Source organism: Rhodococcus sp. C1, from assembly GCF_020809065.1.
Classification (GTDB): Bacteria; Actinomycetota; Actinomycetes; order Mycobacteriales; family Mycobacteriaceae; genus Rhodococcus_F; species Rhodococcus_F qingshengii.
This window is the reverse complement of sequence record NZ_CP078080.1, coordinates 4,902,782-4,921,755: the sequence shown is the minus strand read 5'-3', so window position 1 is coordinate 4,921,755 and position 18,974 is coordinate 4,902,782. Positions and strand designations below refer to the sequence as shown.

The following is an 18,974-nucleotide window of genomic DNA, read 5'->3' as shown; positions in this document are numbered from 1 at the left end:
CACTTCACGCATGCGGAAGTCATTGTTGGTGGTTGCTCTCGTTGCTACGTGGTTTGTCGCCGGAGCGATGCCCGCGGGGGCTGCGGATGCGAATTGGTCAGGTGATTACTCGCTCAAGCGTTTCGCCGCGACCAAGACGGGCACAAGTCTGGCCGCCAGCCAGTGGGAGCCGGATTTCTCCGATACCTACACGTTCGAGACGGATTGCTCGAGCGGAGTCTGTATCGCCACAGTGGTCGGCGGTCCGGCTCCCGCCAATCCGACGTTGCCGCAGCCTGCTCGATACACCTGGGACGGAACCAGTTGGGTGCACCCCTATGACTGGGAGTGGGATTGCTACCAGGGGGAGGGCGTGCCCAAGGTGTGGGCACCGGCGCACTCCGAGGCGTATTACACACCTCAGCCCGATGGCAGTCTGAAAGGTTCGTGGCGTACCGACATCTCGAGTGGTCCCTGCGAGGGATCGGTGATCATGCACGTCGAGGCGTACCCGGTCGGTCGATCTACCGGATCCTTCGGTAGTTGAGAACGATCTGTGGCCCGAAGGTGTTGAAACAAATCTGAGGCCGCGGGAATTGATCGAGCCCCATGCACGTTAATTGAGTCAGTAACGCTCAACTTTCTGCAAGGAGGCTTCGGAATGCCAGCATTCTTCGGGCCCGAGGGTCCCGGTCGCATCGATATTTCCCGGCTCATGAGCAGGGCCACCCAGCAACTCATGGCTGACGCTGCACGTGTAGCGGCTGCTCGCGGTGATTCGGATCTCGATGCACTGCACGTTCTCCGCGTCATGGCGGAGCAGGATCCGGTCCGCACGCTCATGCAGCGCGCCGGAGCCGACCCGAAATCCGTGGTCGACGCCGTCGACCTGCGGCTGCCACAAGGCCGTGAGCAGGGGGCCTACTCTGCTCCTGCGCTCAGCAGTGCCGTCAAAACTGCACTACTCGAGGCTCATCAACTGGCCCGAGCCCTGGGATCGACGTACATCGACCCCGAACATCTCTTCATCGCCCTGGCCGGTGACCCCGATCATGTTCCGGGTCGTCTGCTCGCTTCGGCCGGCATCACGCCGGAGAAGCTGCAGGCAGCGGTTCAGAACCCTGCAGCCGGTCCAGTCGAAGACGAGTCCACCACACCGACGCTCGACAAGTACGGCATCGATCTCACCGATCGCGCCCGCAACGGCGGCGTCGATCCGGTGATCGGCCGCGCCGACGAGATCGAACAGACCATCGAGATCCTCTCCCGCCGCACCAAGAACAACCCGGTCCTGGTGGGTGAGGCCGGCGTCGGCAAGACTGCCATCGTCGAAGGACTGGCCCAGCGAATCGTCGACGGGGATGTTCCGGAATCGTTGGTGGGCAAGAAGATCGTCCAGCTCGAACTCTCGAGCATGGTCTCGGGTACCCGTTACCGCGGAGACTTCGAGGAACGGCTGACCAAGGTGATCGACGAGATCACCGCACACAAGGACGAGCTGATCGTCTTCATCGACGAGATGCACACCATCGCCGGTGCCGGAGGCGGCGCCGAAGGTGCGATGGATGCCGGAAACATCCTCAAGCCCAAGCTCGCTCGCGGTGAACTGCACATCGTCGGCGCCACCACGCTCGACGAATACCGTAAGAACATCGAGAAGGATCCAGCGCTCGAGCGGCGCTTCCAGCCCGTACAGGTCGGAGAGCCGTCGATCGAGGACGCGATCGCCATCTTGAGCGGCCTGCGCAGTCGGTACGAGGATCACCACAAGGTCCATTACACCGACGAGGCGATCACCGCTGCGGTAGAGCTGTCGGCACGTTACATCGGCGACAGGTTCTTGCCGGACAAGGCAATCGACCTGATCGACCAGGCCGGCGCCAGGCTTCGCTTGAAGACGGCCACGGTAGACACCGCTGCGCTGCAGCAGCGTCTCGAGCAGCTCGAGAGCGACAAGGAAAAAGCCGTCGCCGACGAGTTGTACGAGAAGGCGTCGACCCTGCGCGACGAGATCAACGGCGTCGCAAAGCGTCTCGAGAAGGCAGGATCCTCGGTTCCTTCCGAGGAAACGCCGGACGTGACCGCTGAACAAATCGCCGAAGTTGTCGCTCGCGCAACGGGTATTCCGGCAAGCCAGATGACTCAGGCAGAGAAAGATCGCCTGCGCCGTCTGGAAGAGGAACTGCACGGTCGTGTCATCGGGCAAGATGACGCCGTTCGCGCCATCGCGCGTGCCGTGCGTCGTAGCCGGACCGGTATGAGCGATCCGGATCGTCCCGTCGGTAGCTTCCTGTTCCTCGGACCCACTGGCGTCGGCAAGACGGAGCTCGCAAAAGCTCTGGCTGCCACACTCTTCGGAGACGAGAACAAGATGCTGCGCTTCGACATGAGTGAGTTCGGTGAGAGGCACACGGTCAGCCGATTGGTCGGTGCTCCTCCCGGATACGTCGGCTACGGCGAGGCCGGACAGCTCACGGAACAGGTGCGTCGTAACCCGTACTCGGTGATCCTGCTCGACGAGATCGAGAAGGCACACCCGGACGTGTTCAACACCTTGCTCCAGGTGCTCGACGACGGGCGTCTGACCGACGGTCAGGGTCGGACGGTGGACTTCAAGAACACCGTCGTGATCATGACCAGCAACCTCGGCTCGGACATCATCTCGAGCAAGTCCGGTGGACTCGGCTTCACCACAGGCGATGCAGAGTCGGCGGAGAAGCCACTGCGCGACCGCGTGATGGCCAGGTTGCGCGAATCGATGCGGCCGGAGTTCCTCAACCGTATCGACGAGATCGTGATCTTCCGCAAGCTCGACACCGAGCAACTACACCGGATTACTGATCTGCTGCTCGACGACAGCCGGAAGCGGCTGCAGTCCAAGGGCATCGAGATCGAGTTCACTGCCGACGCAGTGGACTGGATTGCCGAGCACGGGCATCAACCCGAGTTCGGGGCTCGCCCGTTGCGTCGTTCGATTCAGCGTGTGGTCGACGACAAGATCGCCGACATGCTGCTCGACGATCTCCTCGAAGAGGGCGGCAGTATCACCGTCGCGGTTGACGAGGGTGAGTTGGTGTTCAGCTAGGAGGGGCACAGCCCCCGTGAGCGGTTAGGGAGTCTCTGGACTCCCTAATCGCTCACAGGCGCGCAGCGCCCAAAATCTCCGCCGCCAGGGCGTCGTTGTGCCGGAAAAACCCCGCATTGGTACGGGGACGAGGGAAAGCCGCCGACCAGTTGTGGCCTGCAACCCACGGCCCGGCCGCGAAGCGGCGAGGATGAGCTGTGTTGTTCCGGTCGAGAATTCGTGACGTGCCGTCGACGGCGAGCTTCGCCGAACTGTCCACGGTCGCACGAAGTTCGACTGCCTCGCCCCGACCGTGAAGCGTCTGCAGGAGCAAGTCACCGCTCGCGCTGATGGAAGCAACCGGCAAGCGTGCTTCGACGAGGGTGTTCGCGGCCACGATGTCGGTGTGCGACGCACTGCGCGCGACAAAGATCCCAGCCCCCGTTGCCGGGTCGATCTCGGTGGAGAACACCGAATCCGGCCCGAGGAACTGGACGATGCCCGCCTCGTTGAGGGCGATCAACTGTTCCAAACGCTCGGGCGGCGGACCACTGGCGATGAAGCTGAAGAACGAATGAAGCCAACCCTCGACGTCCTTGGCGACGGATTCGGCCGGGATTCTGCCGCGCCGCAACAATTCTCCGACGGTCATGTACGTCGACAGCAGCGCTGAGAAGACAGCCGCGTCGGCGCTGAAATACGGGTCCGACCTCCGCGCGACATCCGCCGAGATGTATTCGGTGATCCGGGACTGGACCTCGGCAAGCCCGTCGTAGCGCTCACCGCCGAGTGGGCGGTTCAGCCGCTCGAGATCGATACGGTCTTCCGGCTTCGGGACTGCGTTCTCGACCAGTTCCTGCAATCGAGGCGATCCCCAAGCCAGCGAGGCGAATTCGGCGTCGAACTCCTCCCAGGTGCCCACTGTCCGATCCGGGTGAGATGCAAACAGCTCGTAATAGTGGGCGCCTGCCAGTTCTTTCGACGCCAAGGGCCAGATGTCGTTTCGGAAATCCAACGGTCCGTCGCCGGGAACGAGATCAGCGGTGAAGAACCGCGGTAGCGGTGGCCGCGCGTCAGCGATCGAGTACGAAATCTTGGAATGATACGGCACTCCGCGACGAGATCCGGCATACAACAGGGGTTCCCGACCCGAGGGAGCGTAAGTGAGGACGCCGTCTTCACCGCGTTCGAAGATGCCGCCACGGCTCTCGGCGAGGAGAACCATCCAGTCGATGAAAGCGAGCCCGAGTCCGGCGATCAGAACCGGTTCGCCTTCGGGAATGACATCGGCGTCGAGATCGGCAGTGTAGCCCGGACCCACATACGTCAACCCGTGATCGGACGCGAAGCTGGTCAGCGCGGTTTCACGTGGGGCAGGCAACGCATCGGGGTGCCCTTGTGCGAGAAGGACGGTCGTCGCGTCGATGACAGCTCCGTCGTCCAGATGAACCGTCTGTGTCTCGCCGACGTTCACGATGTCGACCACGGATCGTCGATGAACTCGAACGTCGACGTGCGCTGGCGCGGAGTCGACTGCAGTCTCGAACACCCAGTTCAGGTATCGGCTCTGCAGTGACCTCGATGCAAACGACGACGGGGTGATCGTCGGAACTTCTGCTGCGATTTCTGGGAATTCGGCAAGCTCAGCCGAGCGCTCGGCGACCCATTCCGCGAGGGTCGGACCCGGCAGCACCGGGCCGATCACGGCGGTGGTCTCGTCGGTGAACATCGTGACGTCCGCGGTTGTCGAATTCATCCACAGAAGCGGCGCCTGGCTGCCTCGCCAAATACGGCCGGCGCCTGGCGGATACGGGTCGACAACGTGAATGTCGATCGGTGTGGGATCGGCGTTCACCGATTCGTGAGCGAGGATCCGCTCGAGTACGCCGGTCCCGCGGGGTCCACCGCCCACGATCACGATGACAGCTGCTGTCCCCACTGAGGTACGGGGTCGATCGCCTGGCACGAGTCCTCCATCGGACCTGGCAGAAAGCACCCGCACCTCAGCAGAGGGGGTTGCTGCGACGTCACGGAGCCAGGACTCTCGATCGCTCTGGATGGTTAGTCCAGCTTATCTTCGGAGAATCGTGAGGCAAGGAATTCCGGACATCAGATCAGCGTGAATCAAACAGTTGTCAATCACTATCTTTCGGTTTGCGTTGCAGGCAGGATCCGAGCGTGAACATCCCCGAAGCCGATTCGTGATCCGCCGACGCCGGGAGCGGTGGCTGAGATGGCGATGGTGTCGCCGTCTTCGAGAAAGGTACGGGTCTCGGAGCCCACAGCTACGGGTTCCTTGCCGCCCCACGTCAGCTCGATGAAGGCGCCGCGCTGATCTTTGTCCGGTCCGGAAATGGTTCCGGACGCGAAGAGATCGCCGGTGCTCGCTGCTGCGCCGTTGATGGTGGTGTGCGCGAGCATCTGCGCAGGCGACCAGTACATCTGGGCGTAGGGCGGCCGGGAGACGACGTGACCGTTCCATTCGACGGCCAGGTCGATGTCCAGCCCCCACTTCTCTTCACCACGCAGATAGGAAAGCGGTTCGGGATCCTGCACCGGAGTGTCGATTCGGGCTGCTTCGAGAGCGAGCAAGGGTACGACCCACGGTGAGATGGAGGTCGCGAAACTCTTCCCCAGGTTCGGACCGAGGGGCACGTACTCCCACGCCTGGATGTCTCGGGCAGACCAGTCGTTCACGACGACGGCGCCGAAGACGTGCTCGGCAAATTCGTCCGGGGTGATGGAATCGCCTATCTTCGAGGGAGTTCCGACGATGAACCCCATCTCGGCTTCGATGTCGAGGCGCCGGGACGGTCCGAAGTCCGGGCTTTCCTGATCGGGTGCCTTCCGCTGTCCGCAGGGACGAACGATGTCGGTGCCGGAGACGACGATGGTGCTCGAGCGCCCGTGGTATCCGACGGGAAGATGCTTCCAGTTCGGCATCAAGGGGGCGGCGTCCGGGCGGAACAACCGCCCGAGGTTGGTTGCGTGATTCTCCGAGGCGTAGAAGTCGACGTAATCGGCCACTGCGATCGGCAAATGCATTGTCACCGAATCAACGGAAAACACTGCATTCGAGTCTATTTCGCTAGTCACGAGCTCCGTGATCCGGTTTCGCACCGATACCCACTGATCTCGTCCCTGAGCCATGAACGCGTTCAGAGTCGGTTCGGAGAAGACGGAATCACCCAGTGTCGCTGCGAGATCGACCACCGATTCGGCGACGCGCACACCGACACGCGGTAACCCTCCCGCGGGGGAGAAGACCCCATACGGCAGATTGTCGAGACCGAACAGTGAGTCGGCGGGAATGTCGATGGTCGTGACAGTCATACGAGAGTTCCTTCGGTTTTGTCGGAGCGGACGATCAACCCGAGGCCTTCCAGCTCGGTCAGAGGGTCCGAGATGCTGCAGGTACCGAACGAGAGGAATCGGCGACGCACCTCGCCGGCCTCGTCCTCGGTGAGGTCGGCCAGGGCTTGCGCGATCGATTTTCCATCGCGCTGAGACAGTGCAGCAACAATTTCCGAACGATCGGCGCCCCGCCTCGCCGCGTCGACGGCCACCATGATGTTGAGGAAGCCGTGTTGCTCGAAGCCTGTTTCCGGATCGGTGTTGCGCACGCCGTGGTGCAGTCCCGCAGTCGCCTTGAACGGGATATTGGCTCGGACAACGGATATCACCGCATCGGCGAGCTCTTCCTCGTTCGGGTACGCCTCGGCGACAATCCCGCCGGTGCGAAACTTTGCGGAATGCCCGGCAGTTTCGAGAGCTGTGAGATAGCCCGCGCGCCGATCACCTCGAGGCACCTCGACAAAAATGTCGACGTCGGGATGAGCGGCATGGACACGAGAGAGTTCCTCGAAGGCCGCATCGGCGTCCAACCCGTCAGGAATTCCCACCTCGACGGCGGCGACGTGAACACCAGGGATGGCGAGCGCGTTCGAGAGTGCGGCCGCCGTTTCGGATGGGCCGGCCGGCACGGTCAGACTCAGCGTCACCGGGCTGTCCGCTGAAACGTACGCAGCCAGTTCGCTCAGTCGCGGCGCGGGAAAAACGAAAGGCCCGACCAGTGCGTCGTAATCTGCCTGCAGGTAGGCGGCGTGGGCCGGAATTGCTTCGGCGAGAGGAGCATTGCCGGGTGGGAAAAGTGCTGCGTCGTCGCACAGGCCGCGCAGGAGTGGGGAGATGATCGTCATTGCCGAGGCCCCCGCCCTGCCCAACTCCAGGCGTACGCTTCGTCCTCGCTGGCAAGGGCTCCCTCACCCAATTCGAGGGGCCGGAACGTATCGACCATCACGGCGAGCTCGTCGAAGAACTCGGCGCCGATGCTCCGCTCGTAGGCGCCGGGTTGTGGTCCGTGGGCGTGGCCGCCGGGATGAATCGATATCGAACCCTGACCGATGCCGGAACCCTTGCGCGCCTCGTAGTCACCGCCGCAGTAGAACATGATCTCGTCCGAGTCGACGTTCGAGTGGTAGTACGGCACCGGGATCGACAGGGGGTGGTAGTCGACCTTGCGCGGAACGAAGTTGCAGATCACGAAGTTGTTTCCCTCGAACGCCTGGTGGGCCGGCGGCGGTTGGTGAACACGGCCCGTGATCGGCTCGTAGTCGGAGATGTTGAAGGTGTACGGGTACAGGCAGCCGTCCCAGCCGACGACATCGAAAGGGTGCGTGGGATAAACCATTCGGGTGCCGACGATGCCCGCCGACGTTCGGTGCTTGACCAGTACCTCGACGTCGGTTCCTTCGGCGATCATGGGCGCGATCGGTCCGTGCAGGTCTCGTTCACAGAACGGTGCGTTCTCGAGCAGCTGGCCGAAGCGGGAAAGATAGCGCTTGGGCGGGACGATGTGACTGTTCGCCTCGATGGCGTAGGCACGAAGTGGCTTGTCACCCTTGGGGATCCATCGATGCGTTGTGGACATCGGGATCAGGACGTAGTCACCTTCACTGGCCTCGAGTGCACCGAAGACGGTCTCGACGGTCGCCTCGCCAGATTCGATGTAGACCATCTCGTCGCCGATTGCGTTGCGATACAGGGGAGATGGCGCTGCCGCAACGACGTAGGACAATCGCACGTCGGCATTTCCGAGGATGAGACGACGGCCGGTTACCACGTCGGTCTCGTTCCAGGTGCTTTCGGGAAACAGCGTGTGGAGTTTCAGATGGCGCGGTTTGAGGGGATGGTTGGGGGTTGTGCTCTGATCGCGCAGTTCCCAGACCGTTGCGTCGACGATGGCCGACGGGATCTCGCGGTGGTACAGCAACGAAGAATCCGAGGAGAAACCTTCCTCTCCCATCAGCTCTTCGTAGTAGAGGTTGCCGGACTCGTCACGGTGTTGGGTGTGACGCTTCGGTGGGATGTTGCCGAGTTGTCGATAGAACGCCATGACGGGGCTCCTTCTGTGCTGTTCTGCCTGGCTCACCTCCACCAGATAGTAAACACATTAACTAAAATGATGTGATGAGCGCAACCCTCCAAGGGGTTCGGGTCTATGTCAGTTACGTCCGCGTACGTCGAACTGGCTGCGGTTGGTGATCAGTTTGTCCAGGAGCATGACAAGAATTCGCTGTTCGGCCTCGCTCAGGACGCTTACCCAGGCGTGTTCGCGTTCGTTCTGCTCGCGAAAGGCTTCGACCATGGCTTCTCGGCCCTTGGCGGTCAGGTACAGCTGGACGGAACGGCCGTCGTTCTCGGTGGGCCGACGATCGATCAATCCGTCTGCCAGCAGCGACTTGGACAGATTGGAGACCGCTGCCCTACTCATGCCGGTGAGCTCGGCGGCAGCCTTCGGCTCGATCGGACCGGCCAGCCAGGTGACGAACAACAGCCTGAAGGAGGACCATGACCAGCCGCGAGGGCGGTGGATCGACGACTCGAGATCGTAGGTGACCACGTTGGAAGCCCGATTGAGTGTCAGTAGTACCTCGGTGGCCAGCTGGTCGCGAAAGCCGTGTTCGGTGGCCAGTCGCTTGTTGGCCAGTTCGATGAACGACCAGAAGTTCAGCACGCCGACGGTTGGCTGGTCATCGGTTGTCCGGTCAGTCATGGACTAACCCTAGCGCGATCTGCAGTTGATTAATCCGTGTATTAGATCTCGGGGTTACGATGAAACTTCGCAACCCGGCACTGCGGTCAGGATTCTGAACTATCGTGACGCGCGTGACTGCGCGCAGCGACGAGTTTCCCTTGGACGTCGACCTCATGTCGGTGGGGCAACTCGAGCGGAGAGGACGACTGACCACGGCGGTGGTCGAGATGCTGGCCGAGATGCCGTCGGATCGAATCCAGATGAAAGACGTCTCGGAGCGTTCAGGCGTCGCACTCGGAACGCTGTATCGCTACTTTCCGACCAAACAGCAACTTCTGGCTGCGGCGATGACGGCGTGGAGCGGTCTCGAATCGGTCCGTCGTCCTGAGAAGTTGCGGGCAGACGGTGGTGAGAACAACGCGTACGAGCGGGTTCTGGCACTTCATCGCCGCGAGATGAAGGCATTCGAGCGTAGGCCCTACTTCGCTCGGTTGGAGATCGAACTCCATTCGTCCTCGGATCAGTTCGTGATCGAGTCGTTGGATCTGCGCGCAGCGGCACATCGGAGAATGCTGTTCGAGTTGATGGACGGCGTCCCGGCCGAGACGGCGAGGGTTGCGGCCGTGGCAATAGGCGGCACGATGTTGACGGCCCTTGCGCTGTGGACCAGTGGCCGGATCGGATTCGCAGAGGCCCAGCGGAACGTCGAAGACGTCATCGGACTGGTAATTCGCTGAACGGTTGCAACCTAGAATTCAGTTCTTGTTTCTGCTGTCATGAACGCGAATTATCGCTTCGGCTTTGTGAAAACGAAGACGCAGGACGAGACCTTACCTAGAATTCACTTACAAATATGTCGGGTGTCCGATCCAGGGATCGACGTATCCGTGAACTGTGAAAGTGAGTCGCAATGAAGCGCTCGTACCGAGTCCGCGCTCGAATCTGGATGGTTGTCCTGGCGTCGGCGACGCTGGTGGTGACGGGGTGCGCCGGTAGCAGCCAAGGTACGACCACGGATGCATCGGACGTGACGGTCGGAGTTGTCGGTGACCAGAACAACGGGGGAGAGCCGCGATCGGGTGGCACCGTGTCGTTTGCCACCTACAACGGGATCAGCAGTCTCGATCCGGCTGACCGTCAGGACGGCGGCGCTACCGGTGGTAGCGAAATGGCAGCCATCTACGACCTTCTCATGCGCTTCGATACGGCGGCGGGCGAATACGTCCCCCACTTGGCGCAGTCCTTGTCGGCCAACGGCGACAACACGGTGTGGACACTGAAATTGCGCGACGGCGTCACCTTCAGCGACGGCACTCCGATGGACAGTGCGGCAGTCCTGTGGAGCATCGATCACTATCTGCAGAAGAAGGGAACTCACGCGCTGGTGTGGAAGACCGCTGTGCGCGAGACGAATTCACCGGATCCGAGTACGGTCGTCTTTACATTGGCGCAGCCGTGGGACGAGTTCCCGATCATGTTCACCACCGGTCCCGGCATGATCGTCGCGCCCTCGTCGATGGCTACCGGCACGTTCACCCCGATCGGGGCAGGCCCGTTCACCGTCGAGAAGTTCGCCTCCCAGGACGAATTGGTGCTCGCTGCCCGTCCGACGTACTGGGACGGGGCGCCGTACCTCGAGAAGTTGCGCTTTCCCGCAATCGTCAACGAGAAGAGCAAACTGGAAGGATTGCACACCGACGGAATCCAGGTTGCCTATCTGAAGTCTCCCGACTTCATTCACGAGGCTTTCGAAGCCGGTGATCCCGGATTTGTGTACTCGGCCAGCATGGCCGGAGTTCTGGCAATCAATCAGCGCGACGATCGGGCAGCGAAGGACGAGCGCGTGCGTAAGGCGATTGTCGCTGCGGTGGACCCGAATACGTTCAACGAGCGAGTTCAGGGCGGCTTCGGCGAACCCGGCACCGACATGTTCGCGTCGTGGTCGCAGTGGCACGGATCGGTGGCCGGGAACGGCTTCGACCCCGAGGCGGCCAAGAAGTATCTCGCCGAGGCGAAGGCGGACGGTTACGACGGAAAACTGACGTACGTCGGGATGAACGATCCGGCGACGCAGCGCAGCGCACTGACGTTTCAGTCGCTCTTGCAGGCAGTGGGTTTCACGGTCGACATCACCTACGCAACCAGCATCAACGATCTGATTTCCATGCTGTACGCAAAGCATGACTACGACGTGTCCTACTTCGCGTTCAACGTGCTGGAAGAGTCACCGTTCGTGCGTATGTACGGCAACCTGTTCAGCGAATCGCCGTCGAACATCCTCGGTTACAAGAACGCTCGGATGGACGAGTTGCTCGGTAAGCTGCAAACAGCGTCGGGCGAGGATGAGCGGCGAGCCGTCATCGACGATATTCAGACCGTGGTCAACGAGACGGCGCCGATGGCCGTGGTCAACTCCGGCAAGGTCTTCATTCCGTGGCGCGAGAACGTGCACGGAGTGACCCCGAGTGCGGACGGGATTCTGCTCTTCGGCAATACGTGGTTGAGCTGACCCCCGTGCGCCTTTTTGGTAGTGCCCACTACCAAAAAGGCGCACAGGGGCTTTGCCCCTATAGCTCCGCTCGTACCAACTTCGCGGCTTCGACGAGGTTACGCAGTGACGCCTCGACCTCGACGGAACCGCGGGTCTTCAAACCGCAGTCCGGGTTGACCCACAACCGCTCGACAGGAACAGCTTTGAGTGCCTCACGCAGGGATTCGGCAATCTCGTCGACGCTCGGCACCCGCGGCGAGTGGATGTCGTAGACACCCGGGCCGACGCCGAGGTCGAACCCGACCGAACTGAGATCGTCGAGGACCTCCATGTGTGAGCGCGCCGTCTCGATGGACGTGACGTCCGCGTCGAGGCCGGCGATGGCGCCGATCACCGCTCCGAACTCGGAGTAGCACAGGTGCGTGTGGATCGCGGTGGAATCCGCGACGCCCGAGGTAGCCAACCGGAAGGCGCCGACCGACCAGTCCAGGTAGGCGCGCTGATCCTCGGCACGCAGTGGGAGTAGTTCTCGTAGAGCCGGTTCGTCGACCTGGATGATTCCGATTCCGGCGGCCTGCAGGTCGACGGTCTCGTCTCGAATGGCCAGTGCGACTTGATTTGCCGAGTCGGCGAGGGGTTGGTCGTCGCGGACGAACGACCAGGCCAGAATGGTGACGGGTCCGGTGAGCATGCCCTTGACCGGCTTGTCGGTCAGGGACTGCGCGTACGTGATCCAGTCGACGGTCATCTGTTTCGGGCGGGAGACGTCGCCGTACAGAATCGGCGGACGCACGCAGCGGGTGCCGTACGACTGGACCCAACCGTTGGCGGTGGCGAAGAATCCGTCCAACTGCTCCGCGAAGTACTGGACCATGTCGTTGCGTTCCGGCTCACCGTGAACAAGAACGTCCAGGTCCAGCTTTTCCTGGAGCGCAACAACTTCGGCAACTTCGGCGCGCATACGGTTGACGTACTCGGCTTCGTCGATCTCGCCCGTGCGCAGTGCTGCGCGAGCGATGCGGATCTTCGAGGTTTGCGGGTACGAACCGATAGTCGTCGTGGGCAGCGGCGGCAGAGAAAGCAGTTCGTCCTGGGCAGCGCGACGTTCGGCGGCGGGCGCGCGACCGGTCGCCGAGTTCAGCACGGCGGCCAGGCGTCCCCGAACACTCGCATCATTGAGTCTGCGATCGTCCTTGCGGGTCGACGCGGCCGCTCGTGCCAGAGCGAACTCGTCCTCCACCGACTCTCGGCCCTGTGTGAGAGCGGTTGCGAGAGTTACTACTTCCTTGACCTTCTCGGTGCCGAACGCGAGCCACGAGCGCAGGGCCTTGTCGACATCGGCCTCTGCGTCGAGAGTGTACGGAACATGCAGCAGGGAGCACGATGTGGAGACGGCAAGAGTATCCACGCTGCCCAACAGAGCACCCAACGTGCTCAGTGCCGAATCCAGATCCGACCGCCAGATGTTTCGTCCGTCGACCACACCGGCGACGACCAGTTTGCGGGCGAGTTCGGGGACGGAGCCGATCGAATCCTGACCGGCCACCAGGTCGACGGCAAATCCTTCGACGCCGGTGGACGCAAGCGCGGGCAGCGCCTCACGCAGCGAACCGAAGTACGACGCCAACAGGATCGACGGCCGCTCGGACAGCGCTGAAAGCTGTTCGTACGCAGCGCGTGCCGCTTCGATTTCCTCGTCGGTGCGATCGCCCACGAGGGCCGGTTCGTCGAGCTGAACCCAGCTCGCACCGGCCTTCGCGAGCTGACCGAGTAGATCCGCGTAGAGGGGGAGTAGTTCGTCGAGTCGCGAGAGCAGCGGCTCGTCGGTGCCGACAGCCTTCGAGAGCAGCAGGAAGGTGACCGGTCCGATGACGACCGGGCGGGCTGCAATGCCGTCGGAAAGTGCTTCTGCCAGTTCGGACAAGACCTTGGACGGGTCGAGTGCGAACGTGGTGGACGGCGAGATCTCCGGCACCAGGTAGTGGTAGTTGGTGTCGAACCACTTCGTCATTTCGAGCGGCGCGATGGTGTCCGTCCCACGGGCAGCGGCAAAGTAGCGGTCCAACGGATCGGCGACCGACGCGACGCGGTCGGGCAGCGCGCCGAGAAGAACTGCGGTGTCGAGCATCTGGTCGTAGAAGGAGAAGGTATTGACCGGGACGGAGTCGAGGCCCAGGTCACGGAGGTCGGCCAAGCCCTGCCGACGGAGGTCACGGGCGACAGCCTGCAGGGCGTCGGCGTCGATGCGCCCTGCCCAGTAGCTTTCGGTTGCCCGCTTGAGTTCTCGATGAGGACCGATGCGCGGTGAGCCCAGCACGGTCGAAGTGAATGTTGTTGTCACGGAGTTTCTCCAGATTGCCAATGCACTGATGGCCACTGCCGGCAGACGGGTATACCTCACGAGACCCCGAGTTTCAGCGGGCAGCACTGCCCGCACCGCACGCGAGGTCCGATGGAGATCTACACGCCCATTCCACGAGGCGGTGGACCGTCGGGCACGGCGTGCCCGACACAGTCGGCAGGTCTTCGGACTCGCGGGCACTCGATCGAGTTGGATCGAACCTACTGGCCGTCGCTTCCCAGGCGGATGCCCAGTGCACATGAACGGCGGTCGTTCCTGCTTACCGCTGCGGGACAGTCCCGGATTTTCACCGGGTTCCCTCTCACCCCGACAGCTTGCGCTGACGGAGCTTCGACGCCGGGACCGGTCTTCGGGGCTCCTCATGACCGTGCCGGGCGAACCAGCTGCATCGACCAGCATAAGGCCAACCCTCCCTGAACAGTCAAGGAGAGTCGGCGAAGGGCGCTATGCGCGTGACATGTAGGAATTCGAGTCCGGTGGTACGCGCGGAAGATTTTCGGAGGAACGTAGATTCTCCGCCATTTCGACAAGCAGATCCTGTGAAGACGGTGAGAGGTCGACGACACGGGAGGTGAGGTTCCGCAGGCGCACGTTGTGCAGCTGTTCGAGGAGGGAGAGGTCTGCCTCGCCACCTGAGATCGCGGGCGGAGTGTGATCGGACGGGGCGTAGAAGTAGTCCGGATGGACCTTGAAGAAGTGGGCGAGGGCGGCAACCACTTCGGGTGACGGATTGGTTCGGACGCCGGTGCGCAGTTGCGACAGGTACGGCGTCGAGATACGGCAGCCGAACTCGGTCATGCCGCGAACGACCATCGCGTTGGTGACGTGAAAGTCGGCAGTCTCGAACAGCGAGTTCAAGCGATCGTTGAACTGGTTCGACATGAGACGTCCCTTCCCCCGCTACGCACAGGCTCCGTCGGTTCAATTAACTGCATCATAGCCAGGTATCGAACGATTAGCTGTTTCGGATTCTCGCGAAGCGGTCGTTTGCAGGGAAAATCCCTAGGGTAGAAGGTCCCTACTTTGAGTGATCTGGACAAATCGCCATCACGAATCGAACGGCGAACTATTTGCCGGGGAAGGCTATTCCAGACGCGCGGATCAGAGCCAGCCGTTCGACTCGGCGATTCTGACGGCTTCCGCGCGCGTCGACGCACCCGTCTTACCCATCGCGGATGACAGATGATTTCGAACTGTCCCGGCAGACAGGAAGAGCGCCCCTGCGATGGCTGCCACGGGTGCGCCGTCGTGAGCGGCGCGCAGTACTTGGGTCTCACGCTCCGTCAGGGGCGACTCGCCGCTGACGAGGCTGTCGGCCGCAAGGGTGGGATCGACGACGCGCAGTCCGGCGTGGACACGCCTGACCGCGTCGGCAAGCTGCCTGGCGGGGGTGTCCTTGACGACGAACCCGCCGGCCCCGGCGTGCAGGGCTTTACGAAGAAATCCGGGACGGCCGAACGTGGTGACGATCAGAACCCGGGTGTCGGGCGCTGCCTCGCGAAGGGCCGCCGTCGCGGCGATTCCGTCCATGCCGGGCATCTCGACGTCCAGAAGCGCGACGTCCGGGCGGTGTTCGAGAACGGCGGACACCACCTCGTCGCCGCGACCGACCTCGGCCACCACGGACAGGTCGGATTCCAGATCGAGCAGCGCGGCCAAAGCTCCTCGCACGAGCGCCTGATCGTCCGCCAAGAGCAGCCGTATGGTTGCTCGATCGCCCTGGCTGTTCACTCTGTCTCCTGTTCGACTACCTGAAGTGCAAACCCCTGCGGCTGGGGATGAGTGATGATCACTCGTGCGCCCGACGCTCCGGCGCGCTCGCGCAATCCGATCAGACCGTTTCCGGAAGACGTCGACTCGGCCCCTCGTCCGTCGTCGACGACCGACGCACTATTCTCGTCGACCGTGATCCGGCAGTGGGTCGCACCGCTGTGTCGAACGACGTTGGTGACGCCCTCACGGATCGTCCATGCAAAGAGTTCCCGAAGACGCGTGGGAACCATGTCGGTGCTGCTCGGCACGTCGTCTTCGATACCTGCCGCACGCAAAGCCTCTCGCGCTCGGGCTATCTCGACGGGTAGCGAAATCCCACGAAATCCTTCGACGGCCGAGCGCACGTCTGCCAACGCGTCACGAGAAAGTCTTTCGAGGTCGTCGAGTTCGCTGCGTGCACGTTCGATATCGACATCGAGTAGGCGATTGGCCAGTTCGGCTTTGATCGTGATGACGGTCAGCGAGTGCCCGAGGATGTCGTGCAGATCGCGCGCCATCCTCGTTCGCTCCTCCATGATTGCCCGCTGCTCCTGCTCTTCGCGTTCATGGAGTATGGCGAAGTTGCGGCTGATCAGGGACATGATTCCCCAGGTCGCGAACGCGGCCGCGCAGACTCCGAGTGAGAGTCCGGAGTAGTTCCCCCATCCGGACGAGAGGCTGACTATCTCCACGGAGGCCGCGAACACCAAGGCGAGAATGCCGCCGGCGACGGTCGGCAACAGTGTCACCGCTGTCACCGCGAGGTACGGTGCTGCTGCCAAACCTGTCGGCCCGACGCTCACGATCATCACGGCGGCCAACGCGGTCAAGGCGGCCAAAGCCAGTGCAGCTTCGCGAATCGTCGGCCGAGTCATTGTCATTCGACGCCGCTGCTGCGTTGTGGCGAACGTGTAGAGATAGAGCGCACTGAAGGCGACCGTCGCGAGAATCCCTGTCCAGCCGCGCAGTTCGTCGCGCAGATTCCATCCCTCGATCAGCGGCCCGCCGAGAAATACCATCCAGACCGCCGCGAAGAGAACGCCGAAACGATTCCGCCGCGGGAGCGCGACGGAATCTTCTCGGTCAGTCGTTTGCGACAACTACACACGCTCCGTATCTCGTTGGAACCGCCAGATCGCTCCGCCGGCGAAGATGGCGAACCACACCAGGATATTGACGATCCAGGTCCAGTGAATGCTATTGCCCGTCAACGGTGCGTGGGCGAGGGCGTTGATGCCGAACATCGGGGTGAACTGTGCGATGGTCGCCCATACGGAACCGTCGGTGAGTGGTACGAAGAGTCCGCCGCCGAATGCGAGCAGAGCCAGTCCCGGTCCGAGCAACTGCATGACGTTCTCACTGGGGAGTAGGTACCCCATGAACAGGCCGAAGGCCGCGAAGATCGACGATCCCAGCCAGGCGATCAATGCCGTTGTGAACCAGAGTGATCCGTCCATCTGCGCCGAGGTGAACGCGCCGACGACGTAGACCACGAGAATCGAGACGAGACCGAGCAGCATCGCCATGATCAGTTTGACGGCGATGTAGGCGACCGGGGTCAGGGGAGTCAGCCGAAGTTGTCGGCTCCACCCGGACGCTCGTTCGATCGAGACCATCGCGCCGCCGCTGGTGGTGGCCAGCATCGCGCCGTACAGGGCCATGCTGATCATGATGTACGCGGCGACATTGCCGTGCCCGATCCCGTGGTCGTCGTCGCCTTGACCGAGACCGAAGACGAGGAAGAAGACAACCGGCATGACGAGCGTGAAGATCATCGTGCGCCGGTTGCGAGTCAGGCGACGAAATTCCAGTCGCAGTAGCGTCGTGTTGAATCCGCCGAGAGGTACGACGGTTCGCTCGGCTCCGTAAGTGTTCGCTTCGGTTGCAGTGGTCATCACTTCTGTCCTTCGGAGTTGTTCGACGTGAGTGCGATGAATGCGTCTTCGAGGCCACGCGAGACGATTTCGAGATCGCGAGCCTGCGTATTGGTCAACAGGAATCGTGCAACGGCATCGGTGTCACCCGAGTGCACGAGCAGCGACTCACCGCGCACCTCGACGGCGTCGGAGTTCGGTATGGCTCGCAGGAGTTCGTCGGTGATGCCTGGAACAGTCGCGCGCAGGGTGCGTCCGGACGCCATCGCCTTGACCTCGGCGGTGGTCCCGTCTGCGACCACGGTGCCTTGCCTGACCAGGATGATGCGGTCGGCGTAGACATCGGCCTCTTCGAGGTAGTGCGTCGCAAAAAGCACAGTGCGACCGTGATCTGCGTCGGCGCGGATGGCGGACCAAAAGTCCCGACGCCCTTCGACGTCCATGCCGGTGGTGGGCTCGTCGAGAATGAGCAATTGCGGGTTCGACAGCAACGCCATCGCAAATCGCAACCGCTGTTGTTGTCCGCCTGAGCATTTGCTGACCAGGCGATCGGAGATGTCGAGGATTCCGGCTCTCCCCAGCACTTCGTCGACCGGACGGGATTGGGAGTACAGGCTGGCGGTCAGCTGCACAGTCTCGGCAACCGTCAGCTCTTTCAGTAGTCCGCCGGTCTGCATGACTGCCGAGACGAGTCCGCGGGCAATAGCCGATCGAGGTGACATTCCGAAGACGCTCACCTCGCCTGACGTCGGCCGGGACAGGCCGAGGATCATGTCGATGGTTGTCGTCTTGCCTGCGCCGTTCGGGCCGAGGAACGCGACGATCTCGCCGGGGCGGATGCTCAGGTCGATACCTTTGACGGCGTCGACGGTTCCGAAACTCTTGCGAAGTCCGGTCAACCGGACGGCGTCGTGTGCCGATCCTTCAGTGAGTGTGTGCAGTGCCTGTGGTGAATGCCGTGCCTGTGTTGAGGTCATACATAGAATCTGCTCGCTTCGAGGTCGTGATCCCTCGTCCGTCCGTCATTCTTCTGCCATGACATTTGTCACGCGCGCCCTTGGTTATCCACACCCACCCGATGACGATGATCGGTGCAAGGTACTCGAGAAGCAATGCGACGCCGACCGAAAGATGTTGCACGGCATTGAAGAAGCACAGTTGAACGCCCGAGATCGCGAACACCCCGTACAGCAGTACCGTTCGCGTGTGGGTGCTCACCTGTCGTAGGCGAGGCCATTGGGTGGCTACGGCGATCACCATCATCACCAGTGCGCCGCCGGCAACGCGCGCGAACACTGCGCCGCCGGGGGACCACCCTGATTCGATGAGAGATTTCGCGAACGGGCCCGATACGCCGAACGTTGCCGCGGACAGCAGAGCGAAGATCAAGCCGTTGCGAGAGTTCACGTCGTCAC

16 protein-coding genes and 1 riboswitch are annotated in these 18,974 nt (G+C 62.3%); of the genes, 4 read left to right on the top strand and 12 right to left on the bottom strand.

Annotated features, from left to right (window positions below; all coding sequences use genetic code 11):
* The first annotated feature begins 10 nt into the window (after positions 1-10).
* Together KTR60_RS22545 and KTR60_RS22540 are read left to right on the top strand one after the other, a co-directional pair.
* Entirely contained in the window at positions 11-526 is a 516-nt protein-coding gene (locus KTR60_RS22545; RefSeq protein WP_065351318.1) for a hypothetical protein, read from the top strand.
* 114 nt (positions 527-640) lie between these two features.
* Positions 641-3,064, top strand: a complete 2,424-nt coding sequence (locus tag KTR60_RS22540; protein ID WP_030535300.1) for an ATP-dependent Clp protease ATP-binding subunit — start codon at positions 641-643, stop codon at positions 3,062-3,064.
* A gap of 52 nt (positions 3,065-3,116) precedes the next feature.
* Here the strand turns inward: KTR60_RS22540 and KTR60_RS22535 are convergent, their stop codons facing one another.
* From KTR60_RS22535 to KTR60_RS22515, 5 genes are all read right to left on the bottom strand, one after another.
* Positions 3,117-5,009: an FAD/NAD(P)-binding protein gene (locus KTR60_RS22535; RefSeq protein ID WP_228401278.1), complete on the bottom strand. Its 1,893-nt coding sequence runs from the start codon at positions 5,007-5,009 to the stop codon at positions 3,117-3,119.
* 176 nt (positions 5,010-5,185) lie between these two features.
* Complete coding sequence (gene fahA, locus KTR60_RS22530; protein WP_228401277.1) at positions 5,186-6,376, bottom strand: fumarylacetoacetase; 1,191 nt, start codon at positions 6,374-6,376, stop codon at positions 5,186-5,188.
* A complete protein-coding gene (locus KTR60_RS22525) occupies positions 6,373-7,242 on the bottom strand; it encodes a hypothetical protein (protein ID WP_030535303.1) in 870 nt (289 codons plus the stop codon). Before KTR60_RS22525 ends, fahA begins: the two co-directional genes overlap by 4 nt.
* Positions 7,239-8,438 carry a homogentisate 1,2-dioxygenase gene (locus tag KTR60_RS22520; RefSeq protein ID WP_065351316.1) on the bottom strand — a complete coding sequence of 400 codons (1,200 nt, stop codon included), beginning with the start codon at positions 8,436-8,438 and terminating at the stop codon, positions 7,239-7,241. The genes KTR60_RS22525 and KTR60_RS22520 overlap by 4 nt, the downstream gene beginning before the upstream one ends.
* A 108-nt stretch (positions 8,439-8,546) precedes the next feature.
* Positions 8,547-9,098 (bottom strand): MarR family winged helix-turn-helix transcriptional regulator, encoded by a 552-nt coding sequence (locus tag KTR60_RS22515; RefSeq protein ID WP_007733603.1) that lies wholly within the window; start codon positions 9,096-9,098, stop codon positions 8,547-8,549.
* Positions 9,099-9,202: 104 nt separating this feature from the next.
* Here KTR60_RS22515 and KTR60_RS22510 point away from each other — a divergent pair, with 104 nt between their 5' ends.
* Both KTR60_RS22510 and KTR60_RS22505 read left to right on the top strand, forming a co-directional pair.
* The gene (locus tag KTR60_RS22510; RefSeq protein WP_003939912.1) at positions 9,203-9,817 is read left to right on the top strand and encodes a TetR/AcrR family transcriptional regulator; all 615 of its coding nucleotides are present in this window, start codon (positions 9,203-9,205) and stop codon (positions 9,815-9,817) included.
* Between the two features lie 173 nt (positions 9,818-9,990).
* Positions 9,991-11,589 carry an ABC transporter substrate-binding protein gene (locus KTR60_RS22505; protein ID WP_007733602.1) on the top strand — a complete coding sequence of 533 codons (1,599 nt, stop codon included), beginning with the start codon at positions 9,991-9,993 and terminating at the stop codon, positions 11,587-11,589.
* Positions 11,590-11,647: 58 nt separating this feature from the next.
* Here KTR60_RS22505 and metE read toward each other — a convergent pair whose 3' ends face one another.
* The 7 genes from metE to KTR60_RS22470 all read right to left on the bottom strand — a co-directional run bounded on the left by metE (position 11,648) and on the right by KTR60_RS22470 (position 18,966).
* The gene (gene metE / locus KTR60_RS22500) at positions 11,648-13,912 is read right to left on the bottom strand and encodes a 5-methyltetrahydropteroyltriglutamate--homocysteine S-methyltransferase (RefSeq protein ID WP_228401276.1); all 2,265 of its coding nucleotides are present in this window, start codon (positions 13,910-13,912) and stop codon (positions 11,648-11,650) included.
* A 158-nt stretch (positions 13,913-14,070) separates the two neighbouring features.
* A riboswitch (cobalamin riboswitch) is annotated at positions 14,071-14,272 on the bottom strand.
* 105 nt (positions 14,273-14,377) lie between these two features.
* The gene (locus tag KTR60_RS22495) at positions 14,378-14,815 is read right to left on the bottom strand and encodes a helix-turn-helix domain-containing protein (protein WP_003940179.1); all 438 of its coding nucleotides are present in this window, start codon (positions 14,813-14,815) and stop codon (positions 14,378-14,380) included.
* A gap of 219 nt (positions 14,816-15,034) precedes the next feature.
* On the bottom strand, positions 15,035-15,664 hold the full coding sequence (locus tag KTR60_RS22490) for a response regulator transcription factor (RefSeq protein ID WP_003940330.1): 630 nt from the start codon (positions 15,662-15,664) through the stop codon (positions 15,035-15,037).
* Entirely contained in the window at positions 15,661-16,785 is a 1,125-nt protein-coding gene (locus KTR60_RS22485) for a sensor histidine kinase (protein WP_050654751.1), read from the bottom strand. The genes KTR60_RS22490 and KTR60_RS22485 overlap by 4 nt, the downstream gene beginning before the upstream one ends.
* Positions 16,786-17,580 (bottom strand): ABC transporter permease, encoded by a 795-nt coding sequence (locus tag KTR60_RS22480; protein WP_019745005.1) that lies wholly within the window; start codon positions 17,578-17,580, stop codon positions 16,786-16,788. It abuts the gene before it with no gap.
* Positions 17,580-18,536: an ABC transporter ATP-binding protein gene (locus KTR60_RS22475; protein WP_003940598.1), complete on the bottom strand. Its 957-nt coding sequence runs from the start codon at positions 18,534-18,536 to the stop codon at positions 17,580-17,582. The genes KTR60_RS22480 and KTR60_RS22475 overlap by 1 nt, the downstream gene beginning before the upstream one ends.
* Positions 18,484-18,966 (bottom strand): EamA family transporter, encoded by a 483-nt coding sequence (locus tag KTR60_RS22470; RefSeq protein ID WP_416309246.1) that lies wholly within the window; start codon positions 18,964-18,966, stop codon positions 18,484-18,486. The genes KTR60_RS22475 and KTR60_RS22470 overlap by 53 nt, the downstream gene beginning before the upstream one ends.
* Positions 18,967-18,974: the final 8 nt, after the last annotated feature.